The 24173-nt window shown below is 71.6% G+C and carries 20 protein-coding genes; 17 read left to right on the plus strand and 3 right to left on the minus strand.

All coding sequences use genetic code 11. The features are described 5' to 3' along the window. Positions 1–342: 342 nt before the first annotated feature. Entirely contained in the window at positions 343–1371 is a 1029-nt protein-coding gene (locus tag ACFO3J_RS27785) for a LacI family DNA-binding transcriptional regulator (RefSeq protein ID WP_386434859.1), read from the minus strand. A 173-nt stretch (positions 1372–1544) separates the two neighbouring features. Here ACFO3J_RS27785 and ACFO3J_RS27790 point away from each other — a divergent pair, with 173 nt between their 5' ends. Beyond that, positions 1545–3803 carry a discoidin domain-containing protein gene (locus ACFO3J_RS27790; protein ID WP_386434862.1) on the plus strand — a complete coding sequence of 753 codons (2259 nt, stop codon included), beginning with the start codon at positions 1545–1547 and terminating at the stop codon, positions 3801–3803. A gap of 24 nt (positions 3804–3827) precedes the next feature. Here the strand turns inward: ACFO3J_RS27790 and ACFO3J_RS27795 are convergent, their stop codons facing one another. Then, the gene (locus ACFO3J_RS27795; RefSeq protein ID WP_386434865.1) at positions 3828–5099 is read right to left on the minus strand and encodes a helix-turn-helix domain-containing protein; all 1272 of its coding nucleotides are present in this window, start codon (positions 5097–5099) and stop codon (positions 3828–3830) included. Between the two features lie 474 nt (positions 5100–5573). Here ACFO3J_RS27795 and ACFO3J_RS27800 point away from each other — a divergent pair, with 474 nt between their 5' ends. The 16 genes from ACFO3J_RS27800 to ACFO3J_RS27875 all read left to right on the plus strand — a co-directional run bounded on the left by ACFO3J_RS27800 (position 5574) and on the right by ACFO3J_RS27875 (position 22221). Then, positions 5574–6206, plus strand: a complete 633-nt coding sequence (locus ACFO3J_RS27800; RefSeq protein WP_386434867.1) for a hypothetical protein — start codon at positions 5574–5576, stop codon at positions 6204–6206. 288 nt (positions 6207–6494) lie between these two features. Beyond that, positions 6495–8255 carry a DUF6801 domain-containing protein gene (locus ACFO3J_RS27805; protein ID WP_386434870.1) on the plus strand — a complete coding sequence of 587 codons (1761 nt, stop codon included), beginning with the start codon at positions 6495–6497 and terminating at the stop codon, positions 8253–8255. A gap of 15 nt (positions 8256–8270) precedes the next feature. After that, entirely contained in the window at positions 8271–9257 is a 987-nt protein-coding gene (locus ACFO3J_RS27810; RefSeq protein WP_386434873.1) for an ABC transporter ATP-binding protein, read from the plus strand. Then, entirely contained in the window at positions 9254–10060 is an 807-nt protein-coding gene (locus ACFO3J_RS27815) for an MlaE family ABC transporter permease (protein WP_386434876.1), read from the plus strand. Before ACFO3J_RS27810 ends, ACFO3J_RS27815 begins: the two co-directional genes overlap by 4 nt. 3 nt (positions 10061–10063) lie before the next feature. Beyond that, positions 10064–10954, plus strand: a complete 891-nt coding sequence (locus ACFO3J_RS27820) for an MlaE family ABC transporter permease (protein ID WP_386434879.1) — start codon at positions 10064–10066, stop codon at positions 10952–10954. Next, entirely contained in the window at positions 10951–12255 is a 1305-nt protein-coding gene (locus tag ACFO3J_RS27825; RefSeq protein WP_386434880.1) for an MCE family protein, read from the plus strand. Before ACFO3J_RS27820 ends, ACFO3J_RS27825 begins: the two co-directional genes overlap by 4 nt. After that, positions 12252–13283: an MCE family protein gene (locus ACFO3J_RS27830; protein ID WP_386434883.1), complete on the plus strand. Its 1032-nt coding sequence runs from the start codon at positions 12252–12254 to the stop codon at positions 13281–13283. Before ACFO3J_RS27825 ends, ACFO3J_RS27830 begins: the two co-directional genes overlap by 4 nt. After that, entirely contained in the window at positions 13280–14419 is a 1140-nt protein-coding gene (locus ACFO3J_RS27835; RefSeq protein ID WP_386434885.1) for an MCE family protein, read from the plus strand. The genes ACFO3J_RS27830 and ACFO3J_RS27835 overlap by 4 nt, the downstream gene beginning before the upstream one ends. Next, positions 14416–15702 (plus strand): MCE family protein, encoded by a 1287-nt coding sequence (locus ACFO3J_RS27840; RefSeq protein ID WP_386434887.1) that lies wholly within the window; start codon positions 14416–14418, stop codon positions 15700–15702. The genes ACFO3J_RS27835 and ACFO3J_RS27840 overlap by 4 nt, the downstream gene beginning before the upstream one ends. Beyond that, positions 15699–16832 (plus strand): MCE family protein, encoded by a 1134-nt coding sequence (locus ACFO3J_RS27845; RefSeq protein WP_386434890.1) that lies wholly within the window; start codon positions 15699–15701, stop codon positions 16830–16832. Before ACFO3J_RS27840 ends, ACFO3J_RS27845 begins: the two co-directional genes overlap by 4 nt. Then, complete coding sequence (locus ACFO3J_RS27850; RefSeq protein WP_386434893.1) at positions 16832–18115, plus strand: MCE family protein; 1284 nt, start codon at positions 16832–16834, stop codon at positions 18113–18115. Before ACFO3J_RS27845 ends, ACFO3J_RS27850 begins: the two co-directional genes overlap by 1 nt. Beyond that, entirely contained in the window at positions 18112–18636 is a 525-nt protein-coding gene (locus ACFO3J_RS27855; RefSeq protein WP_386434896.1) for a hypothetical protein, read from the plus strand. Before ACFO3J_RS27850 ends, ACFO3J_RS27855 begins: the two co-directional genes overlap by 4 nt. 14 nt (positions 18637–18650) lie before the next feature. Beyond that, the gene (locus tag ACFO3J_RS27860) at positions 18651–19259 is read left to right on the plus strand and encodes a hypothetical protein (RefSeq protein WP_386434899.1); all 609 of its coding nucleotides are present in this window, start codon (positions 18651–18653) and stop codon (positions 19257–19259) included. A 195-nt stretch (positions 19260–19454) separates the two neighbouring features. Then, entirely contained in the window at positions 19455–19955 is a 501-nt protein-coding gene (locus ACFO3J_RS27865) for a nuclear transport factor 2 family protein (protein WP_386435023.1), read from the plus strand. A gap of 27 nt (positions 19956–19982) precedes the next feature. Then, positions 19983–20732, plus strand: a complete 750-nt coding sequence (locus ACFO3J_RS27870; protein WP_386434901.1) for a hypothetical protein — start codon at positions 19983–19985, stop codon at positions 20730–20732. Between the two features lie 127 nt (positions 20733–20859). After that, positions 20860–22221 (plus strand): glutamine synthetase family protein, encoded by a 1362-nt coding sequence (locus ACFO3J_RS27875; protein WP_386434904.1) that lies wholly within the window; start codon positions 20860–20862, stop codon positions 22219–22221. Positions 22222–22413: 192 nt separating this feature from the next. On the opposite strand, the gene ACFO3J_RS27880 is transcribed toward ACFO3J_RS27875, so the two are convergent. Further along, positions 22414–23826 (minus strand): hypothetical protein, encoded by a 1413-nt coding sequence (locus ACFO3J_RS27880; protein ID WP_386434907.1) that lies wholly within the window; start codon positions 23824–23826, stop codon positions 22414–22416. Between the last annotated feature and the right edge of the window lie 347 nt (positions 23827–24173).

Genomic DNA, 24173 nt, shown 5'->3' on the forward strand with positions numbered 1-24173 from the left:
ACCCTTCCCCTGAACCACTGCGCGTCGTTGGACTGCGATCTGGGACCCCCGCGGCACGTGATGCACATGAGTCCGGCGCCCGTTTGCGCCGCCGTCCCGGGTTGGCTCAACGTACTTAACCCGATAGATGTCCGCAAGATGTCGCGCGAATTTCGCAAAGACACGACTTGGTCACGACGCTGAGCGGCGTAGCGCTGACAGCGCGGCCCGGCCCGTCACGGCCCCGATACGGCCCCCAGCAGACCGTGTGCGGCCCGCACATGAAGGCGCCGGGGCGGGGGAACGGTCCCCTGCCCCGGCGCCGGTGCTGCCGTGGATGCGCGCCCTGGGCGCAAGTACGCCTTACGCGGTCGCCGTTCGGGTCTCCGGATGCGGGATGCGGGCGGTGTGCGGAGCCGGCCCGGTCGAACCCCGGACCACCAACTCCGGTTCGAAGAAGAGTTCGTCGTGGTCGACCGAGGCGCCGCTGATCTCGCCGGCCAGCAGGTCCACCGCGGCCCGGCCCATCGCCTCGATCGGCTGCCGGACCGTGGTCAGCGGCGGTTCGGTGCAGTTCATCAGGGACGAGTCGTCGTACCCGATGACGGAGATGTCCTCGGGGACCGACAGCCGGCGCCGGCGGGCGGCCCGGATGCAGCCGAGCGCCAGCAGGTCGGAGGCGCAGATGAAAGCGGTGATGCCGCGGGTGAACAGCCGGCTGGCCGCGGCCTGGCCCCCTTCCAGGGTGAACAGCGCGTGTTCGACGGTGACCGAGGGATCCACCCGGCGGGCGGCGGCCAGTTTGCGCCGTGACGGTACGTGGTCGGGCGGGCCGAGGACCAGCGCGATCCGCTGGTGGCCGAGCGAGATCAGATGGTTCATCGCCTGCTCCACCGCCACGGCGTCGTCGCAGGAGACCCGCGGGAAGTCGAGATGGTCGATGGCCGCGTTCATCAGCACGGTGGGCAGGTTGCGTTCGGCCAGGCGGGCGTAGTGGTCGTGCGGGGACTCGGCCTGGGCATAGAGACCGCCGAAGAAGACCACCCCGGAGACATGTTGCTGCAGCAGCAGCTCCACATAGTCGGCCTCCGAGACGCCACCGGCGGTCTGCGTGCACAGCACAGGAGTGAAGCCCTGCTGGGCCAGCGCGCCACCGACGACTTCCGCGAAAGCGGGGAAAATCGGGTTCTGCAGCTCGGGCATGACCATGCCGACCAGCCGGGCGCGTTCTCCGCGCAGCTGGGTGGGCCGTTCGTATCCGAGCACGTCAAGGGCGGTGAGGACGGCGGCCCGTGTCGCGTCGGAGACTCCAGGCTTCCCGTTCAGCACTCGGCTGACGGTGGCCTCGCTCACCCCGACCTTCTTTGCCACCTCGGCAAGTCGTCGTGTCATGGCGTCGATTCTAGTACAGGAAGCGCAAGATTCTTGCGGTCATTTTGCGAGATCTCTGCAAGTCATCCAATTTTTGCGAAATCTGATCGAGATATTGCTGTGCCCTGTTCGACATCCGTATGGTGGCCCGCATCTCAAGCGACACACACGCCAGAAGGGACACCCCACACCCCATGGACACCAGACGTCGCTCGTCAGCCTGGCTGGCCACAGCCACCGCCGCGGCTCTCGCGGCCGGCGGACTCGCCCTCGCGATGACCGCCCAGACAGCCACTGCCGCCCCCACGGTATCGACTGTCTCGCCCTTCGACGTCAGCGGTGGCGCCACCGTGCCGTTCACCGAGTACGAAGCCGAGGCGGCGGCCACCAACGGATCGGTCATCGGCCCCGACTACACCCAGTCCACGGTGGCCTCGGAGGCCTCCGGCCGCCGCGCGGTCACCCTCAGCGGGCAGGGCAAGTACGTCGAGTTCACGCTGACCAAGGCGGCCAACGCGGTCGACGTGGCGTACAACCTGCCGCGCGGCGCCTCCGGTACCGTCTCGGTCTACGTCAACGGCGGCAAGATCGGCACCAAGTTGCCGGTCACCGCGCAGTACTCGTATGTGGACACCGGCTGGATCGCCGGCGCGAAGACGCACCACTTCTTCGACGATTCCCGTATACAACTGGGCCAGAACCTCGCCGCGGGCGCCAAAGTCAGGCTCCAGCTGGACTCCGGCGACACCGGCTCGGCCACCATCGACCTGGCCGACTTCGAGCAGGTGGCGGGCGCCGCGGCGCAGCCTTCGAACTCCATCTCGGTCGTCACCGACGGCGCCGACGCCAGTGGCAACGGCGACTCCACCCAGGCGTTCCGGCAGGCCATCTCCGATGCCAAGGCACAGGGCAAGGAGGTCTGGATCCCGCCGGGCACCTTCACCCTCACCTCGCAGATCCCGGCCGACAACGTCACGCTGCGTGGCGCCGGCAACTGGTACTCGGTGGTGCACAGCTCGCACTTCATCGACCAGACCAGCGCCACCGGCAACACCAAGCTCTACGACTTCGCGGTGATCGGCTCGGTCAGCGTCCGCAACGACAACTCGCCGGACAGCTTCGTCACCGGCAGCCTCGGCCCGAACTCCGTGGTCCAGGGCATGTGGATCCAGCGCGAGAAGTGCGGTCTGTGGCTGACCGGCAACAACACCAACCTGCTGGTGCAGAACAACCGGATCATCGGCACCACCGCCGACGGCATCAACCTCGACGGCAGCGCCAGCGGTGTCCAGGTGAAGAACAACTTCCTGCGCAACCAGGGTGACGACTCGCTCGCCATGTGGTCGCTGGGCTCGCCCGACACGGGCAACACCTTCAGCAACAACACCATCGTGCAGCCCAACCTGGCCAACGGCATCGCGATCTACGGCGGCAGCAACAACACCGTCAGCAACAACGTGATCGCCGACACCAACGCGCTCGGCGGCGGCATCGCCATCTCCAACCAGGCGTTCCTCCAGCCGTTCAACCCGCTGTCGGGCACCGTCACCGTCTCCGGCAACACCCTGATCCGGACCGGCGCGCTCAACCCCAACTGGGGCCACCCGATGGGCGCCCTGCGGGTCGACAGCTACGACTACGCGATCAGCAACAACATCCAGATCAGCAACACCAAGTTCATCGACAGCCCGTACAGCGACTTCGAGTTCGTCTCGGGCGGCGGCCACGGCTACACCATCAGCGGGGTCACGGTGAGCGGCGCGACCGCCTCCGGCACCGGCACCGTCGTGGTGCAGGCCGAGACCCCCGGCTCCGCGTCCTTCAGCAACGTGACGGCCACCACCACCGGGGCGACCGGTGTCTACAACTGCTCCTACCCGACCAACCTGCCGGCCTTCACCATCAACAAGGGCTCGGGCAACAGCGGCTGGGACGGTGTCTGGGGCAACTGCAGCACCTGGCCGCAGCCGGGCGCCGGCTCCAGCGGCGGCGGTACGGGCGGCACCACCGGCGGCACCACCACGCCCCCGGCCAACAGCAACCTGGCGCTGGGCCACCCGGCGACCGCCTCCTCCACCACGCAGACCTACACCGCGGGCAACGCGGTGGACGGCAACGCGAGTTCCTACTGGGAGTCGGTCAACGGCGCCTTCCCGCAGACGCTCACCGTGGACCTCGGTGCCACGAAGTCGGTGGGCAAGGTGACGCTCAAGCTGCCGCCGTCCTCCGACTGGGCGACCCGGACCGAGACGCTGAGCGTGCTGGGCTCGACCGACAACAACAACTGGGCCACGCTGAAGGCTTCGGGCGGGGTCACCTTCAACCCGTCGTCGGGCAACGCCGCGACACTGACCTTCACCGCGGCCAACGACCGCTACATCCGCCTCAACTTCACCGGCAACACCGGCTGGCCGGCCGGCCAGATCTCCGAGTTCGAGGTGTACGCCTCGTAACGACGGAGCCTGGTGCTCGCTGACTCACAGCCGGCGGCGGTTCCCCTTGCGGGGGCCGCCGTCCGGTGTTTCGCCGTGTTCCCGCAAGTGCAGCGCGCGCAGCGCGATCTCGGTGGCGAACCGCTGGTCGGGGTCGGTCAGCTGGTTCCCGAAGGCCCGGTCCAGGATGCGCAGGCGGTAGCGGACGGTCTGCGGATGCACCCCGAGCTGCTCGGCGACCTGGACGGCGGTGCCGCGGGTGGTCAGCCAGATCCGCAGGGTGTCGATCAGCCGGGCCCGCTGGCTGGCGGTCAGCCCGGTCAGCGGGGTGAGATACCGCGCGGCGATCTGGTCGGCGAGGGCCGGATCGCCCAGCAGCCACAGCGGCAGCAGATGGTCCTCGCTCCTCGTCATCGGGTCCCGGCCGTCGTCCCCGCCGTCCGGCCGGTGCCCGATCAGGCCGGCGTCGGCGAGCGCGAGGGTGTGCCGGGCCCAGCGCAGCGAGTCGGCCGCCTCACCGAGCACGGTGGTCAGCCCGACCGCCGCCCGGCAGCCCTTGAGCGCGACCGCCAGCGAGGCGCGCCGCTCGTCGGTGAAGGGCCCGGGGACGAGCAGATGCGGCTCGGGGTCGGCGAAGTCCAGCAGGACGTCCTTGTCCAGTGCCGCCCTGGACGGCCGGGTGTCCGGGGCGACCGCGACCAGCGTCACCTCGTCCGGCAGCGGCCAGGCCGAGTGCTCGGCGAGTTCGGCCAGCGCGCTGCGGGCCACCGCGGTGCCGCCCAGGATCCGGCGCAGCAGCCGGCGCCGCCGGTTGTCCGGCTCCTCGCCCAGCTCGGCCAGCGCCTGCACATAGCCCTCGCGGGAGAGTTCGGCCAGATCGCCCATGTACGCGAACAGGGCGTCGGCGAAGGTCAGCATGAAGGACGCCGACAAGTTGTACCGCCGCCCCACCGTACGCACCCGGCGCAGCGCCACCTGGCAGCCGATCCGGTACGCGGCCTGGAGATTGTCCAGGCTCCGGCCCTCGTACGCCTCGAAGCGGCCGAACTGGCGGCACAGATCGTCGCGCAGCGCGGTGGTGGCGGTCGGCGCGGCCACCCGGTCCACGAAGGTGGCGATATTCTGCTCGATGCCGATTTTGATCACCCGCGCGTTGGGGCCCTCCAGCAGATGACCGTATTCGGGGATCGCCGTGACGATTTCCGCGGCCATCTCTTTTAATAAACTGGGCAGTTCCGGTCTCATCACGGCGGCGAACTCCCGCGGAATCGGACCCAGCGGTTCCGCCTGATCCGGAGTCTGCCGCATCACGGGCATACGTGTCCCCCTCCCGGCCGCTGCGTTGCGTGGTGTCGGCAACATAGACCAATGGTGCACTGAGCGCAGCCCCTCGGTCACGGAAACGTTCTGAACCCCGCGCTCGCAGGGCCCCGGCGGCGGCGCACCGGCCGTACCGCGCCCGGCCGTTCGCCCCGGAGACCGGCGCCGGGGCGGGCGCCGGCCCCGACCGCCGCTCACCTTCTTATAAAGGGCACCGTCGTGTTGTTGCCCCGGTGACAGAAAAATACCCGTCGGTAGGGTGGGCCCGAGAATCTTGGCCGGGATTGTTGCGCCCCCGGTTACCCGTGCGTAACGTCCTGCTCCGCAAGGGCAACCGAGGGAATCGGTGCCCCACGTTCCAGGTAGTGAGCCGTAACCGAATTCCGTGCCTGAGCAGCGCGGACCCGGTTTATCAGGTACGTCGCTCCCCTCGTATCCACCCTCGAAAATCCCCTCAGGAAGGATCAGCCCATGCGCAAGTTCACGAAGGCGGCCACGGGTACCGCGGTCACCGGTGCGGCGCTCATCGCCGCGATCGGGCTCGCCGCCGCCCCGGCCTTCGCGTCGGTGAACCAGGCGGTCGTCTCCGGCAGCCCCAGCGGCGGCGTCATCACGGCCACCGCCACCACCCCGACGCTCACCGACAACACCACCGGCGCCAAGCTCACCTGCACCTCGGCGAGCGCGACCGGCTCCGTCCTCAACGGCGTCTACACGGCTGGCGCTCCCACCGCCATCAAGGTCGGCACCATCACCAAGGCCGCCTGGAGCACCTGCAAGCTGAACAGCATCACCTTCACCGTCACGGCGGGGACCCTGCCGTGGAACCTCCTGGTCACCGGCGTCACCGCGAGCGGCAGCACCCCGGTCTCGCTCACCGGCGTCTCGGCCAAGCTGACCGGCCTGTGCACCGCCACCATCACCGGCTCGGTGACCGGCAGCTTCGTGAACAGCTCCCACACCCTGTCGATCACCGGCGGCTCGCTGTCCGTCTCCGGCGTGGGCGGCCTGTGCCTGGGCCTGATCAACAACGGCGACTCGATCACCTACAAGGCGAACTACGTCCTCGCCAGCACCGCCCCCGTGGTGGTCACCGCGACCTGACGCGGCGCCGCTCCGGACGGGCGGCGGTTCTCCCGCAGGGCCCCGGCGGGCCGTCCCGCCGGGGCCCGCCGCGGGCTGGCCGGACACCCGGCCGGTCCCGGGCGGGCCCGGGCCGGACACTCACCGGCGGACAAGAATCCGGCTGCCCTTTGTCACCAGGTGACAAGAAATCAGGCCGTGCGTGAATCCGCCGACCCCGGATGGTCCGATCGCTTGTCCGCGCTTATTACCCGACCGTAATGTCCTGCGTCGCTGACGCCTGCCTGACGCTGCCTGAGGAGTGCCGTGATGAGGGGTGCCGTGCACCCGCGCCGCGCCGCGCGGTTCGCCGCCGCCACCGGCGTGGCGCTGCTCGCGGGACTGCTGCCCGGCACGGACTCGGCGGCCAGCGGCCCCGACGGGCACCTCACCCTCGCCTACACCTGCCGCTTCCCGGTCGGCGAGCAGCAGATCACCGTCGCGCTGGAGCAGCGATACCCGGCGGCGGGAACGGTGGGCGCCGACATCCGGCCGGGCGGCCTGACCGCCGTGGTCACCGTCCCGCAGGCCGGCGCCGCGCTCCTGCTGCCCGCCGGGGCGGCGGCGGTGAGCGCCGGCGGCACCCTCACCGCGCGGGTCGCCCAGGGCGACTCGACGGCCGATGCCCAGTGGTCCGGCCTGACCGCCCCCGAAGTCCCGGCCACCGGGGACCTGGTGCTGACCCTCACCGGGGCCGTACCGCCGCTGAGCGTCACCGCGCCCGGCGACGTACGGTTCTCCGCCGGGCCACTGGACCTCACCCTGCACCCGAGGGGCGGCCCGGCCGCCCCCGCGCCCGACCCGGCCCCGGCCACCCCGACGGCCTCCGCCGACCCGGGCGCCCCGGCCGCGGGCACCGGGACCGGGGCCGGGGCCGTGCAGGGCGCCGGCAAGAGCGCCCGGCAGGACGCCGCCGCGCGGCTCACCGCCGCCCCCAAGGCCGCCCTCGCCGACGTCACCGGCAACTGCGCCCCGAAGGACGGTCAGGCCACCGTGCTGGACGACGTACCCGTCGCGGGCGGCGCGTCCGGCACCGGCGATCCGACGCCCGGCGCCGGCCAGGGCTCGCCGTCCGCGACGGCGACCGCCACCGGGACGGAGCGCGGGACCGGCGACGGCAGCGGCGGGGGGACCGCGGCCGGAACGCCCGCCGGGAGCCCCGCGCCCACCCCGGGCCGGCCCGGCACCATCCGGCTCGCCGACCCGCCGCACTCCGGGGTGCACGACTGCGAGGACCCCCCGGCCGGCGACCCCGACCCGGCGATCCTCGCCCGGGTGCCCCGCCCGCCCGGCGCCACGGTCTATCCGGGGCCGGCCGACCCGCCCTTCCCGCCGTTCTCCCAGTGCGGCTACATCACCGGCTACTCCAACGTCGGCAAGCTCAACGGCGCCGCCGTCGTCAACGACCTGGCCCGGCATCCGACCCTGGCCACGATCGTCCAGAAGAGCACCTGGAGCGACTTCTCCTCCGACGACCCGCTGAAGTGGTATTTCGAGATCGACTCGATCGCCAAGCTGACCCTCCCGCCGCTCGACTCGACCTTCCTCGTCTACGGCTTCATGCCGGTCAGCGCCAAACTCGCCCTGGAACCGCTCGGGTTGATGACCGTCGTCACCGTCGGCTCCGGCACCCAGGGCACCATCAGCACCACCACCATCTACGGCAAGCAGGAAATGCGGCTGTACGACGTCAAGGTCAACGGCACCCCGCTCGACGTCGGCCCCGACTGCCACACCGTCGACCCGGTCGGCATCCGGCTCGTCGGCTACGACCGCAGTTCGCTCACCGGTGTCCCCACCCGGCCGCAGGACTACAGCGTCCAGACCGGCGGCCCGCTGGCCCAGGACAAGCTGTACATCCCGCGGTTCGCCGGCTGCGGCTCGCACGGGGAGGACTTCGACGTGCTGTTCACCTCGGCCATCTCCGGCGACGGCAACTCGCTCAACCTCATCCAGGGGCCGCTGTGCGTTCCCATCGCGGCGACCGGGTGCGATCCCGAGATCGCCTTCCCCGAACCGCCCCACCACTGACCGCCGGGAGACGCGATGGGAATCGAAGTGGTCGTCGAGGGGCTGACCAAGTCCTTCGGCACGCAGACCGTCTGGCACGACGTGACGCTCACCTTGCCGCCGGGCGAGGTCAGCGTGATGCTCGGCCCCTCCGGCACCGGCAAGACCGTCTTCCTCAAGTCGGTGATCGGACTGCTCAAACCCGAGCGGGGCCGGGTGCTGGTCGGCGGCGTCGACATGGTCAACAGCCCCGAGCGGGACATCTACGAGGCCCGCAAGCTGTTCGGCTTGATGTTCCAGGACGGCGCGCTGTTCGGCTCGATGAACCTCTTCGACAACATCGCCTTCCCGCTGCGGGAGCACACCCGCAAGAAGGAGTCGGAGATCCGCCGGATCGTGATGGAACGCATCGACATGGTCGGCCTGCTCGGCTCCGAGGGCAAACTCCCCGGCGAGATCTCCGGCGGCATGCGCAAACGGGCCGGCCTGGCCCGCGCCCTGGTACTGGACCCGCAGATCATCCTCTGCGACGAACCCGACTCCGGCCTGGACCCGGTCCGCACCTCCTACCTCTCCCAGCTGCTCATCGACCTCAACGCCCAGATCGACGCCACGATGCTGATCGTCACCCACAACCTCGACATCGCCGCGACCGTCCCCGACAACATGGGCATGCTCTTCCGCCGCGAACTGGTCGCCTTCGGCCCGCGCGAACTGCTGCTCACCAGCCGGGAACCGGTGGTCCGCCAGTTCCTCGCCGGACGCCGGGCCGGCCCGATCGGCATGTCGGAGGAGAAGGACGAGGCGACGCTGGCCCGCGAGCGGCGCGACCCGGCGGACACCGCGACCGCGCCGCCCCGGATCGTGCCGCAACTCGAACCCAGCGAGGGCCTCCCACCGCGCCGGGCCGTACAGCGGCGCCGGGCGCGCGTGCTGGAGATGTGGGACCAACTGCCCCCGCACGCACGCGAGGCCATCAAGTCCGGGCTCACCGCGGTCCCCGTCCGGGGGGAGCCGGTATGACCGCGCCCGTCCGGGCCGGCGCGCCGCGCCGCGCGGTCCCCGGCAGCGGAGCGCTGCGCCAGACCGGGCAGTTGATGTCGCTGGCCGCCACCACGGTCCGCGACACCTTCCGGCGGCCCTTCCAACTGCGCGAACTCATCGAGCAGTTCTGGTTCGTGGCCAGCGTCACCATCCTGCCGGCCGCCCTGGTGTCCATCCCGTTCGGCGCCGTGATCGCGCTGCAAGTCGGCTCGCTGGCCCAGCAGCTGGGCGCGCAGTCGTTCACCGGCGGCGCCAGCGTGCTGGCCGTCATCCAGCAGGCCAGCCCGCTGATCGTGGCGCTGCTCATCGCCGGCGCCGGCGGCAGCGCGATCTGCGCCGACCTCGGTTCGCGCAAGATCCGCGAGGAACTGGACGCGATGGAGGTGATGGGCGTCTCCCCGGTGCAGCGGCTGATCGTGCCCCGGGTGCTGGCCACCATGCTCGTCGCGGTCTTCCTCAACGGCCTGGTCTCGGTGGTCGGCACGGCCGGCGGCTACTTCTTCAACGTCGTGGTCCAGCACGGCACCCCCGGCGCCTACTTGTCCAGCTTCTCCGCGCTCGCCCAGCTCCCCGACCTCTACATCAGCGAGATCAAGGCGCTGATCTTCGGCTTCATCGCCGGCATCGTCGCGGCCTACCGCGGGCTGCACCCCAAAGGCGGCCCCAAGGGCGTCGGCGACGCGGTCAACCAGTCGGTCGTCATCACCTTCCTGCTGCTGTTCCTGGTGAATGTGGTGCTCACCGCGATCTATCTGCAGCTCGTCCCGCAGAAGGGAGCCTGAGCGATGGCCCTCCTCGACAAGGACGCGCCCCCGGCCGAGCCGCCGGGAACACCCCCGCCGGCCGCGCGCAGGCGCCCCCGCCTCAAGACCGGCCGCTGGCTGCGCTGGCTCGACGAGACCGGCGACCACCTCATCTTCCACATCACCGCCGTCCTGTGGATCCCGCGCACCCTGCGCCGCTATCTCAAGGAGGTCCAGCGGCTGCTGGCCGAAGTGGTGTTCGGCAGCGGCGGCCTCGGCGTGATCGGCGGCACCGTCGGCGTCATGATCGGGATGACCCTGGCCACCGGCACCGTCGTCGGCCTGCAGGGCTACGCGGCGATGAACGAACTCGGCACCACCGCCTTCACCGGCTTCATCTCCGCCTACTTCAACACCCGCGAGATCGCCCCCCTGGTGGCCGGCCTCGCCCTGTCCGCCACCGTCGGGGCCGGCTTCACCGCTCAGCTCGGCGCGATGCGCATCAACGAAGAGATCGACGCGCTGGAGGGCATGGGGGTGCGCAGCATGCCGTATCTGGTCACCACCCGGATCATCGCCGGAGTCGTGGCGATCATCCCGCTCTACGGCATCGGACTGCTCAGCAGCTACGTCGCCTCCCGGCTGGTCACCGTCTGGGTCAACCACCAGTCGCCCGGCACCTACGACCACTACTTCAATCTCTTCCTGTCCCCGGCCGACGTGCTGCTGTCCGCCCTGAAGGTGCTGATCTTCAGCGTCATCGTGATCCTCGCCCACTGCTACTACGGCTTCACCGCCAAGGGCGGCCCGGCCGGTGTCGGCATCGCGGTGGGCCGCTCGGTGCGCAACGCCATCGTGATCATCTCGATCACCGACTTCTTCCTCAGCCTGGCCATCTGGGGCGCCACCACCACGGTGCGGGTGGCCGGATGAGCGGCTTCGACATCACGCCGGGCGCCCGGCCGCCCGCTCCGCCCCGGCCGGCCCCGGCGCGCCGCGACCGGCTCGGCGCCGTCGCCCGGCGCCGGACCGCCGGGATCGTCTTCCTGCTGGTGCCCTGCCTGCTGGCCTGGCTCGCGGTCGCCGTCTACGACAAGACGTTCACCGACTCCGCGACCGTCACCGTGGACACCGGCAGCGCCGGCAACGAGATGCACCAGGGCGCCGACGTGAAAGTCCGCGGTGTCGTCGTCGGCCGGGTCACGTCCATCCACGCCGACGGGCAGGGCGCCCGGCTGGAACTCGCCATCGACCCGGGCAAGCTGCGCGGCATCCCGGCCGGCGTCACCGCCCAGATGCTGCCCACCACCCTGTTCGGCGAGCGCTACGTCGCCCTCGTCCCGCCGGCCGGCACCGGCACCGGCACGGATGGCGCGCCGCTCAGCGCCGGCGCCGTCATCCCGCAGGACAAGTCGGGCGACGCCCTCGAACTCCAGCAGGTGCTCGACAACCTGATGCCGCTGCTCACGGCCGTCCAGCCGCAGAAACTCGCCGCCACCCTGGACGCGGTCGCCACCGCGCTGAACGGCCGCGGCACCCAGCTCGGCACCACCCTGGACCAGCTCGACCGCTACCTCACCGAACTCAACCCCCACCTGCCGGCCCTCAACGACGACATCAGGCAACTCGTCACCGTCAGCCGGATCTACACCGCCGCCGCGCCCGACGTCGTGCGGGCGCTCACCGATTTCACCCGGACCAGCGGCACCATCGCCGAGGAGCGGGCCCGGCTGAGCGAGCTGTACGGCACCACGACCGCCACCGCCCAGGACCTGACCACGTATCTGCGGCAGAACAAGGACAACCTCATCCGGCTGTCCGCCGACAGCCGCGGCACCCTGCGGCTGCTCGCCGCCTACAGCCCCGAATTCCCCTGCACCCTGCGCACCCTGGCCGACTTCGTCCCCGCCATGGACAAGGCACTCGGCAAGGGCACCGGCACGCCCGGCCTGCACGTGGACGTCACCACCGTCCCCTCGCTCGGCAGATACCTGCCCGGGAAGGACACCCCGGTGTACGGCGCGAGCGGCGGCCCGCGGTGCTACCCGGTCCCGTACACCGGCCGCAGCACCACCGCGCCGGCCAGCTCTTCTCCGGCCAACTCCCCGCAGGAGAACGAACTGGTCGATGAACTCCTCGCGCCGGCGCTGCACAGCTCGCCCCGATCGCTGCCGGACTGGAGCAGCCTGCTGGCCGGGCCGGTCTTCCGCGGGGCGGAGGTGACGGTGAAATGAAGCGCCGCAGCCTGGCCGGACCGATCGTCAAATCACTGATCTTCATCCTGGTCACCGCGCTGGCCACCACGGTGCTCGCGGTCAGCATCGCCGGCGCCGGGGTGGGGAACACGGCCGGCTACAACGCCCGGTTCACCGACACCACCGGCCTGACCTCCGGCGACAGCGTACGGATCGCCGGTGTCAAGGTCGGCCAGGTCGACTCGATCCGGGTCGTCGACCACCGTGTCGCCCAGGTGCACTTCTCGGTCGACCGAGACCGCGCGCTGCCCGCCTCGGTGACCGCCACCATCAAATACCTCAACCTGGTCGGCCAGCGCTACATCGACCTGGAGCAGGGCACCGGACCGGTCGGCCGGGCGCTGCGCCCCGGCGGCACCATCGCGCTGGACCACACCACCCCGGCGCTGGACCTCACCCAGCTCTTCGACGGCTTCCAGCCGCTGTTCGAGGGACTGTCCCCGAAGGACGTCAACCAGCTGGCCGGCGAGATCGTCCAGGTCCTCCAGGGCGAGGGCGGCACCGTCGACAGCCTGATCAGCAACGTCGGCTCGCTCACCACCGCACTGGCCGCCAAGGACAAGGTGATCGGCCAGGTCATCGACAACCTCAACGCGGTGCTGACCACGGTCAACAGCCGCGAGGCCGGCTTCAACGACCTGATCACCACCCTCCAGCGACTCGTCACCGGCTTCGCGGGCGACCGGCGGCCGATCGGCGACTCCATCACCGCCATCTCCCGACTCACCACCAGCACCGCCGGACTGCTCGACGACGGCCGGCAGCCGCTGAAGGACTCCATCGCCCAGCTCGGCCGGCTCTCCAGCCAGCTGGCCGACAGCACACCCGAGTTGGAGAAGTTCCTCACCACCTCTCCGCAGAAGCTGCGGACCGTCGGCCGGCTGGCCTCCTACGGCTCCTGGCTCAACCTCTACCTCTGCCAGGCCACCGTGACCGGGCTGACCACCTCCGGCGGCGGCAAGCCATCCATCGGCCGGCCGATCACCGAAGCGAGGTGCCGGTCATGAACCGCCCCCGGATCACCGCCGTCCGGCTCCCCGCGCGCCTGCGGTCGCCGTTCCGGTCGCCGCTCCGGGCGACTGTCCGGTTGCCCTTCCGGGGCCCGGGCCGGCGCGGCCGGCCGCTCTTCCGGCCGCTGCGCGACCGCAATCCCGTCCTCGTCGGCGCGGTCGGCCTGCTGGTGCTCGCGCTGGTCAGCCTGGCCGCGTACAACGCCGACGCGCTGCCGCTGGTCGGCGGCGGCCGGACGTACACCGCGGACTTCACCGAGGCGGCCGGGCTGCGGACCGGCAACGAGGTCCGGGTGGCCGGCGTCAAGGTCGGCAAGGTCAGCGGAGTCGCGCTGGACGGCGACAAGGTGAAGGTGACCTTCCAGGTCCGGCACACCTGGATCGGCGACGCCAGCACCGCCGCCATCGGCATCAAGACGCTGCTCGGAGAGAAGTATCTGGCCGTCGACCCGCTGGGCAGCCGCGCCCAGGACCCGGCGCAGCGCATCCCCGAGAGCCGCACCACCTCGCCCTACGACGTCACCCAGGCCTTCAACGGCCTCGGCCACACACTCGGTTCGATCGACACCCGGCAGCTCGCGGCGAGCTTCCAGGCGATCTCCGACACGTTCAAGGACACCCCCTCCTCGGTACGCAGCGCCGCCACCGGACTGTCCTCGCTGTCCAGGACCATCTCCAGCCGCGACGCCCAGCTCGCCGACCTGCTCAGCGGCAGCAAGCAGCTCACCGCGACCCTCGCCGACCAGAGCGGCCGCTTCCAGACGCTGATCTCCGACGGCGATCTGCTGCTCGGCGAGATCAGCAGCCGGCGGGACGCCATCCACGCGCTGCTCACCGGCACCCAGGACCTCGGCGTCCAGCTCACCGGCCTGGTCGCCGACAACAACCGCCAACTCGCCCCGACCCTCGACGCGTTGGACCGGGTGACCCGGGTGCTGCTGGCCAACCAGTCCAGCCTGGACCAGGCGCTCGCGCTGGTCGGGCCCTACTACCGGCTGGTCGGCAACACCCTCGGCAGCGGGCGCTGGTTCGACAGCTATCTGTGCGGGCTGGTCCCCAAGGACTATCTGCAGCCGGGCACCCCGCCGGCCACCGGCTGTATGCCGCCCAAGGCGACAGGAGGGACGTCATGAGGGCGCTACGACGGTCGGCCGCGCCACGGCGGCCGGGAGGGCGGCCGTCCTGGGCGCGGCTGCCGCGGCTGCCACGGCTCCGGCGGCCGGGGCGGAGCCCGTACCGCCCCGGCCGACTGATCGCGCTGCTCACCGCGGCGGCGGTGCTGGTGGCCGCCGCCGTCGCCGGCGGCCTGCTGGCCTTCGGCGGCCCCGACGGCGACCATGTCACCGCCTACTTCGACCGCGCGGTCGGCGTCTACGCGGGCTCCGACCTGCGCGTCCTCGGCGTCAAGGTGGGCACGGTGGATTCGGTGCGGCCGCAGGGCAAGCAGGTGAAGGTCTCCCTCACCCTGGACCACGGGATCAAGGTGCCGGCCGGCGCCGGCGCGGTGGTGGTCGCGCCCAGTGTCGTCGCCGACCGCTATGTGCAGCTCACCCCCGCCTACACCGGCGGCCCCCGGCTGCGCGACCACGCCGTCATCCCGGCCAGCCGCACCGCCACGCCGGTCGAGATCGACCAGCTCTACGACAGCATCACCCAGCTCAGCGACGCCCTGGGCCCGAACGGCGCCAACGCCACCGGCGCGCTGTCCGGCCTGCTCGACACCGGGGCCCGCAATCTGTCCGGCAACGGCAAGGCCATCGGTGACAGCATCGACCAGCTCGGCCGGGCGAGCAAAACCCTCGACAGCCACAGCGACGACCTGTTCGCCACCCTCGGCTACCTCCAGTCCTTCACCACCATGCTGAAGGACAACGACGGCAAGGTGCGGACCGCCGCCCAGCAGCTCTCCACCGTCACCGGCTTCCTGGCCGACGACAAGGAGGATCTCGGCGGCGCGCTGCGGCAACTGTCCACCGCGCTGGGCCAGGTGAAGACCTTCATCCAGGACAACCGGGCCCGGCTCAAGGCCGGCATCACCGCGCTCGCCCCCATCACCCAGACACTGGTGGACCAGCGGGCCTCGCTGGCCGAACTCCTCGACACCGCCCCGCTGGCCGCCGACAACCTGCTCAACGCCTACGACCCGAAGCACGGCACGCTCGACGGCCGCGCCGACATCAACGAGCTGAGCCTGGGCGGCCCGGTCACTCCCACCGGCAGCGCGGCGTCCGCCGCCGCACCCCCCGGCGCGGCGGCCCCCGAGGCCGGCCTGGTCCCGGTGGGCCCGAACGTCAAGGCCCTGCCGCTGCCCCTGCCGGCGGTCGGCCCGGTCTACGGTTCGCCGCCCTCCGCCCGGCCCGGCGCGCACCCGAGCGCCCCGGGCACGCCCGACGCGGTCAAGGGGGCGGCCCGGTGAAGCCCCGTCGCGCCGCCGCCGGCACCCTGCTGGCCCTCGCCCTCACCGGCTGCTCCCTGGACGTGCAGAACATGCCGCTGCCCGGCGGCGCCGACCTCGGCGGCCACCCCTACACCGTCGAGGCCCGCTTCGCCGACGTCCTGGACCTGGTGCCGCAGGCGTCCGTCCGGGTCAACGACGTCGCGGTCGGCCGGGTCACCGGTATCGCGCTGGCCCCCGACGGCTGGTCGGCGATGGTGACGATGAAGGTCAACGGCAGTGTGCGGCTGCCCGGCAACGCCTACGCCCACCTGGAGCAGTCCAGCCTGCTCGGCGAGAAGTACATCCAGCTCGCCGCGCCCCCGGCGGACGAACCCGCCACCGGACGGCTCCGCTCCGGCGCCGTCATCCCCGTCTCCCACACCAACCGCAACCCGGAGGTGGAAGAGGTCTTCGGCGCCCTGTCCATGCTGCTCAACGGCGGCGGCATCCAGCAGCTCAAGACCATCAGCGTCGAGCTGAACAAAGCGCTCACCGGCAACGAACCGCAGGTCCGCGACATGCTCGGCAAGGTGGACACGCTGGTCACCGACCTCAATGGCCACAGGCGGGACATCACCGACGCGCTCGACGGCGTGAACGAGCTGTCCGCCACCCTGGCCGCCCGCGACCAGGAGATCGGCACCGTGCTCACCGGCCTCAGCCCCGGCCTCGACGTCCTGGAGCAGCAGCGCGGTTCGCTGGTCACCATGCTCCGCTCGCTGGACACCCTGTCCGGTGTCGCGGTCGACACCGTCAACCGGAGCAAGGACGACATGGTCGCCGACCTCAGGGCGCTGGCACCGACCCTGCAACGGCTCGCCGACGCGGGCAAGGACCTGCCTGACTCGCTCCAGGTGCTGCTCACCTATCCGTTCACCGACCAGGTGCTCAGCGGCGTCAAGGGCGACTACCTCAACGCCTATCTGCACATCACCGCCGCGGCCGGCACCCGGCTCATCCCGCAGATGCCCGCCGACCAGAACGTCTACCCGCCGCCCGCCACCACCGACGCGCCGCTCGCCAGCCGCGACAGCCTCCAGAAATCGCTGGGCAAAGCCGCCGGCGTTCCGCTCCCGCTGCCCCCCGTCACCTCCTCAGGGGGCCGCTGATGCTGACCCGGGCCACCGTCGTCAAGAACATCGCCTTCCTCGTCATCGCCGTCCTCGTCCTGGGCTTCCTCGGCGTCCGCTACGCCGACCTCGGCCATTACGTCGGGCTGCGCGGCTACTACACCGTCGATGTCGAACTCCCGGAGGCCGGGGGCCTGTTCGAGCACGCCGACGTCACCTACCGCGGTGTCTCGGTCGGCCGGGTCGGCCCGATCCGGCTCACCGACGACGGCGTCGAGGCGTCGCTGCGGATCAACGACTCCGCCCCCCGCGTCCCGGACCACCTGCAAGCCGTCGTCGCCAGCCTGTCCGCGGTCGGCGAGCAGTACATCGACCTGCGCCCCAGCACCGACAACGGCCCCTATCTGCACGACGGTTCGCGGATCGCCCAGGCCGACGCCCGGATCCCGGCGCCGGTCACCGACCTGCTCACCAGCGTCAACGACCTCACCGCGTCCGTACCGCTGGACTCGCTGCGCACGGTGGTCGACGAGTTCGGGCAGGCGTTCGACGGGCAGGCCGCCAACCTCCAGGCACTGCTGGACGCGAGCGGGCGGTTCATCGCCGCCGCCGACACCAATCTGCCCGCCGACACCCGGCTGACGAACGACGCGCGGACCGTGCTGCGCACCCAGGCGGACGAGAGCGAGGCCATCACCTCCTTCGCGGACAGCGCCCGCCAGCTCGCCGCCCAACTCGACTCCTCCGACACGGATCTGCGCCGCCTGATCAGCGCCGCGCCCGAGGCGGCCGGGCAGGTCTCGGCCCTGCTGCGGGACGTGGGGCCGCAGTTGAGCGTGGTGCTGGCCAATCTGCTGACCACCTCGGACGTCGCGGTGACCCGGCAGCACGGCATCCAGGAGTTCCTGGTCAAGGTGCCCGCCGTGGTCTCGGCCGGCGCCACGGCGGTGCACGGCGGGCGGATCCACCTGGGGATGGCCGTCACCTTCTTCGCGCCGCTGCCCTGCACCTCGGGCTACGGCGGCACGAAGTACCGCAACGGCCTGGACACCGGCGCGCCCGCCACCGCGCTGAACACCGCGGCGCGCTGCACCGCCCCGGCCTCCGCCGGGATCGACGTCCGCGGGTCGGCGCACGCGCCGCGGGGCGGGGGAGTGCCGGCGCCGGCCCAGCCGGGTTCGGTGCTGCCGACGTCCGGCGAGAGTTCTGCCGGGTCCGCCGCCGCTCCGGCCGCCCTGCCCGGCGCGCTGGGACTGCCCGCGCTGCCGTCGGCCGCCCCCACCACGATGTCCGCCCTGCTCGGACTGGAGGACACCCCGTGATCCCTTCGGCCCTCTTACGGCGCCGGACCGCCCTCGCCTGGGGTACGGCCTGGGTGGTCGCCGTCGTGCTCTGCGCGCTGTCCGCCTGGTCGTACGCCGACGCACGCGGCGACAGCACACTCGCCTACGCCAAGGCGCGCGACTCCGTGCTGGCCGCCGGGCAGCGCGGCATCGTCCGGCTCAACACGGTGGACGCCGCCCATCCCGACCGCGACCTCGGGGCCTGGCTGGATGCCACCACCGGCCCGCTCCACGAACAGCTGAGCCGCACGCACGCCGCCGACGCCGCCTCCCTCAAGGAGTCCGGCACCAGGACGCGCGGCGCCGTCACCGACGCGGCCGTCACCGAGCTGGACACCAGGGCGGGTACGGCGAAGGTCATCGCCACCGTCCAGGTCACCGTCACACCCCGCGCGGGCACCGCGACCACCGACCGCAAGCGCTTCGAGGCGGGCCTGGCCCGTACCGGCGGCGGCTGGAAGCTCACGGCGCTCACCGCGGTCCCGCTGGGCGCGAGTTGAGAGGGGCGGGCGCGATGGACACCACGGAGCAGGCCGCGCGGGAGGCGGCGGAACCCCGGGTCGGAGGGGACCCCGGGGCGCCGCCGCCCCCCGCACGGCGCCGCCTGCCGGCGCTGCCGGCCCTGCTGCCCGGCCGGCGGGCGGTAGCCGTCGCCGTCATCGCGCTGCTGCTGCTCGCGTCCGGCGGATTCCTTTACGCCGCCCGGTCGTCGCGCGACCCGGGCGCCACCGGCAACCGCGCGCTGACCGACACCGCGGCCACCGATCAGGTGACCGGCGACGTCAGCGACGCGCTCAGCCGGATCTTCGCCTACGCGCCCGACGACACCGAGGCCACCGCCCAGGCGGCCCGCGATCTGCTCGACGGCGCCGCCGCCACCCAGTACGAGAAGCTGTTCGCCCAGGTCCGCACCCAAGTCGCGGCGCAGCGGCTGACCTTGACCACCCGGGTGGTACGGGCCGGGGTCGTCACCCTCGGCGCGGACCGCGCCCGGCTGCTGGTCTTCCTCGACCAGACCGCCCAGCGGGCCGGCGCCGCCGTCACCAGCGCGGCGGCGCAGCTCTCGGTGACCGCCCGCCTGGAGAACGGCCGTTGGCGCATCACCGATATGAAGTCCCGCTAGGAGGCTGGAGAGTTGGCACGCATGCCGTTCACGTCCGGAGCCCGGCGGCCGGCCGGCCCGCCCGCGCCGGAGGAGTCCCCGGGGCCGCTCGCGGACCCGGAGGGCGCGGCCGGTCCGGCCGCTCCGGCCGCCCCCGCCGCTCTCTCGCCCCGGTCCGCGCGCCGCCCGCTCCTCGCGGCCGCCGCCGCCCTCGCGCTGGCCGCCGCCCTCGCCGCCGCGTGGACGGGCTGGTCCTGGTATGGAGCCGCGCACGACGACGACGCGGCCTTCGCCCGCACCCGCGACACCGTCCTGGCGGCCGGCGAGCAGGCCGTGCAGAACATGAACACCCTCGACCACAACGACCTCGACCACGGCCTGGCCGTCTGGGAGTCCAGCACCACCGGCGATCTGCACACCCAACTCGTCCAGGGCCGGGCCGACTTCGAGAAGCAGGTGCAGCAGGCGCAGACGGTGAGCACCGCCAAGGTGCTGTCCGGCGCGGTCACCGAACTCGACGCCAGGACCGGAAAGGCCAGCGTGATGATCGCGCTGCGGATCACCGTGGCGGCGCCCAAGGCCCAGCCCTCGGTCAAGGAGAGCCGGCTGCTCGGCGAACTCACCCGCACCCCGGCCGGCTGGAAGCTCAGTGCGCTGGGCGAGGCGCCCATGGGCGACAGCGCCGCCGCCCCGACCCCGACCGTCCCTCAGTCCTAGCGTCACCCCGAGAGGACCGCCGCAGCCATGTCGTCGTCCACCACCCGCCATCTGATCAACCGGCAGCGCAGGCTGGCCGCGGCCGCCGCCCCGGCCGCGCCCGGCGCGGCCCGAACCCGTACGGCACCCGCGCCCGCCCCGGACCGGGCCGACCCGCCCGCCCCGGACCGGGCCGACCCGCCCGCCGTGGCCCCGGCCCCCGCCGTGGCCCCGGCCCCCGCCGAGGAGTCCGCCCCGCCCCGATCACGCCGCCCGCCCCGCGGAGCGGCCCTCACCGTCGCCCTCGCCCTGCTCACCGTGCTGCTCGGCGGCTTCGCCGCCTGGGCCGCCGGCAAGGCGTCCGCGCTGCGCGACACCTCGGCCGCCCGCAATTCCGCGCTGGCCGACACCGCCCGCACCAGCGAGGTGAAGGGCGGCGTCGCCCAGGACGTGAACACCGTCTTCTCCTACGACTACGCCGACCCGGCCCGTACCGACGAGGCGGCGAAACGACTGCTCACCGGCCGGGCCGTACAGCAGTACGCCACCCTGATCGCCCAGGTCAAAGCGCAGGCGGCGGCGCAGAAGCTGGTGCTGACCACCACGGTCACCGACACCGGCGTCGAGATGATCGACGGCGACCGGGCCCGGGTGCTGGTCTTCGCCGACCAGCGCAACACCAGCACCGCGGCGGCGGCGAAGAACGCCGGGACGACCTACGCGGCCGCAATGTTCGCGGTGGACGCCGTACGGCGGGACGGCGGCTGGAAGATCGCCACCATCGACACCTTCGGCTGAGCCGCACCGGCGTGCACTATGGGGAGTGAGTGGTAGCTGCAACGCACCCGAAACGGTGTGGTGCAATGCTCCTGATCCCCGTTGCCGCCCGCGCCGGGGACCGCCTGACCGGCAAGGATGGATGGTTATGGACAAGCAGCAGGAGTTCGTCCTCCGCACCCTGGAGGAGCGGGACATCCGCTTCGTACGGCTGTGGTTCACCGACGTACTCGGCTATCTGAAGTCGGTCGCGGTGGCCCCCGCGGAGCTTGAGCAGGCGTTCGACGAGGGAATCGGCTTCGACGGCTCCGCCATCGAGGGCTTCGCCCGGGTGTACGAGTCCGACATGATCGCCAAGCCGGACCCGGCGACCTTCCAGGTGCTGCCCTGGCGTGCCGAGGCCCCCGGCACCGCCCGGATGTTCTGCGACATCCTGATGCCCGACGGTTCCCCGTCCTACGCCGACCCGCGCTACGTCCTCAAGCGCGCGCTGGCCAAGACCTCCGATCTCGGCTTCACCTTCTATACGCACCCCGAGATCGAGTTCTACCTGCTCAAGGACAAGCCGCTGGACGGCGGCCGGCCCACCCCGGCCGACAACTCCGGCTATTTCGACCACACCCCGCAGAACGTCGGCATGGACTTCCGCCGTACCGCCATCACCATGCTGGAGTCGATGGGCATCTCGGTGGAGTTCTCCCACCACGAGGGCGCCCCGGGCCAGCAGGAGATCGACCTGCGCTACGCCGACGCGCTGTCGACGGCCGACAACATCATGACCTTCCGGCTGGTGATGAAGCAGGTCGCCCTGGAGCAGGGGGTGCACGCCACCTTCATGCCCAAGCCGTTCTCCGAGTTCCCCGGCTCCGGGATGCACTCCCACCTGTCCCTGTTCGAGGGCGACCGCAACGCCTTCTACGAGTCCGGCTCGGAATACCAGCTCTCCAAGGTGGGCCGCTCCTTCATCGCCGGCCTGCTCAAGCACGCGGGCGAGATCTCCGCGGTCACCAACCAGTGGGTCAACTCCTACAAGCGCGTCTGGGGCGGCTCCCAGCGCACCGCCGGCGCCGGCGGCGAGGCCCCCTCGTACATCTGCTGGGGCCACAACAACCGCTCGGCCCTGATCCGGGTCCCGATGTACAAGCCCGGCAAGACCGGCTCCACCCGCGTCGAGGTCCGCTCCATCGACTCCGGCGCCAACCCCTACCTCGCCTACGCCGTCCTCCTCGCCGCGGGCATGAAGGGCATCCAGGACGGCTACGAACTCCCCCCGGGCGCCGACGACGACGTGTGGGCCCTGACCGACGCCGAACGCCGCGCCCTGGGCATCGAGCCCCTCCCGCAGAACCTCGGCGAGGCCATCGACCTCATGCAGCGCAGCGAACTCGTCGCCGAGACCCTCGGCGAGCACGTCTTCGACTTCTTCCTCCGCAACAAGAAGCAGGAGTGGGAGGAGTACCGCTCCGAGGTCACCGCCTTCGAGCTGCGCAAGAACCTGCCGAACCTGTAAGGGCTGGTCAGGCCCCCTTTTCGGTGGCGCGGGCCGACCCGGGCCAGCGGTGGTGAACCGCTGGCCCGGAGCTGTCTCACCCCTCCTGGGCTGTTTCCGGGCCGTCCGGCGCGGGACCGGCCGTCTCGTACATGCCGTCCACGGCCCGGCGGACCCCGCCGGGGTTGACCCCCCGGGCTGACGAGCAACGCATCAAGTCTCCGTGAAGTCCTTGAGGTCCGCGCGGAGCTGGAGGACGCTGCGGTGACCGCGGAGATCCGCCCGCTGGGCCAGGTCGGTTTCGAGATCGAGCAGGATGTTCCGGACCTGCGCGGAGCGGACCGTCGAGGCGTATGTGAGCAGCGACGCCGCCGTGGTGAGGGTCTGTTCCACGTTGTCCCGGCGCAGGTACGAGCGGGCGAGCCATGTTCCGTGGAGGAGGGCGTCGCGGTCCTCGGTACGCTCGGCCTGCTCACCGAGCCACCCGGTGATGAGCGGATCGGCCTCCGTGAGCAGGCCGGTGGCCTGGCGCGCTCCGTTGCCGGCGAAGGCGGCGACGATGAGGCTCTGGCCGGTCACCACGCTCAGATCGGTGAGCCAGTACAGCCACGGCGGCCGGGTGTCGAGAGCGTCTGGGTGATCGAGGTAGCGACGGGCTTCTTCGGTGGACTGGCGCAGGCCATGGACGTCGCCCAGCGCCGCATGGGCGTGGGCATGCCGGGCCGCGGCCAGCGCACGGACGGCGGGCGGTGAACCGCGGGCGATGGTGATGCCGGCGTTGGCCAGATCGATAGCGTCGCGGACATGGCCCCGGGTGATGGCCTGATACGTCAGGCAGCCGTGAATGTGGGACGCCAGAGCCGGATCGCCCGACTCGTGAGCAGCGGTCAGCCCGGTGCGGAAGTAGCGCTGCGCCAGCCCGTGCTGCCCGGCGTCCATCGCCATCCACCCGACCGTCTGGGCCAGCTGCCCCCATAAGTTGATCGTGCGGGTGCGGGTCGCGGCGTCAGTGAAGCTGCTGGCCCGCACGTATTTGGCGACGAGCATGAACTGCTCGTGGGCGTGACGGAGGGTGGAGACGTCGCCGCCCTCGGCGTCATCGAGATGGCGGACGCCGTCAACCGTGGTCGTGATGGCGTCGGCAATGGCGGGAGTCACGACAGGGGCTAAGGCTCCCGCCACGGCGGCACCCGCTGGCGAAGCGGCGGTGACGGTGAAAGCGGGGGCGGTGAGGGCCACGCCGCTGATGGCCAGGAAACTTCTGCGTTCCATGTCGCCCCCGTCCCGAGTGACCCACTGCATGGCAATGTCAACGGTAGCGCCGTCAGCAATGGGCGGGGGCAGACCCTCATCTGCGCGGGCCCACGTGGTGGAAGGCCGCGTCCCAGGCCCCCACAGGCCCGCCGGTGACACAGGATGGCCGAGCGCCTCCGCAAGGATGTGGGCGACGACGGTCGGCAGCGGGTCCCGGGGAACGCGGCCCCTCACGACCCAGTCCGCGACGGTCGTCCGGGCGACATAGCCAGGACCGAGGACCCGGTTGACGGCCTGCGCCAGGTGGGCCGGGGCCCATCCCAAGTCGTCCAGGCAGGCGTCGAGCTGGCCGTTCCGCGCCTCGTTGCGCACGCCCTTACCTCCCCTCCCGTTGCGTGTGCAGGGGCAACCGACGGTAACTCATCACGTCGATACGGGTGACGACTTCACCACTGGTCGCCCGAAGTCGGCACATGCCGATGTGTGTTGACCCGGTGTCGTCACCTGCCGACCGACACGGGCGGGAGTCGTCACCGTGGCGGGCTAGCCCGGCCGCCGCCGGGGCGGTGCACTGGTTGGGCGGCCGATCGGCCACAGAACCCCCGCTTTTCTGGAGGTATCGCATGTCTGTATCCAAGTCCGGGCTCGCTGCCAGCAACACGGCGACGGTGGAGGACCCCGCGACCACCACCGAGGACGTGCTGGTCGCCCGGGACGTC

It is taken from the genome of Streptomyces polygonati (assembly GCF_042650325.1).
Lineage (GTDB): Bacteria > Actinomycetota > Actinomycetes > Streptomycetales > Streptomycetaceae > Actinacidiphila > Actinacidiphila polygonati.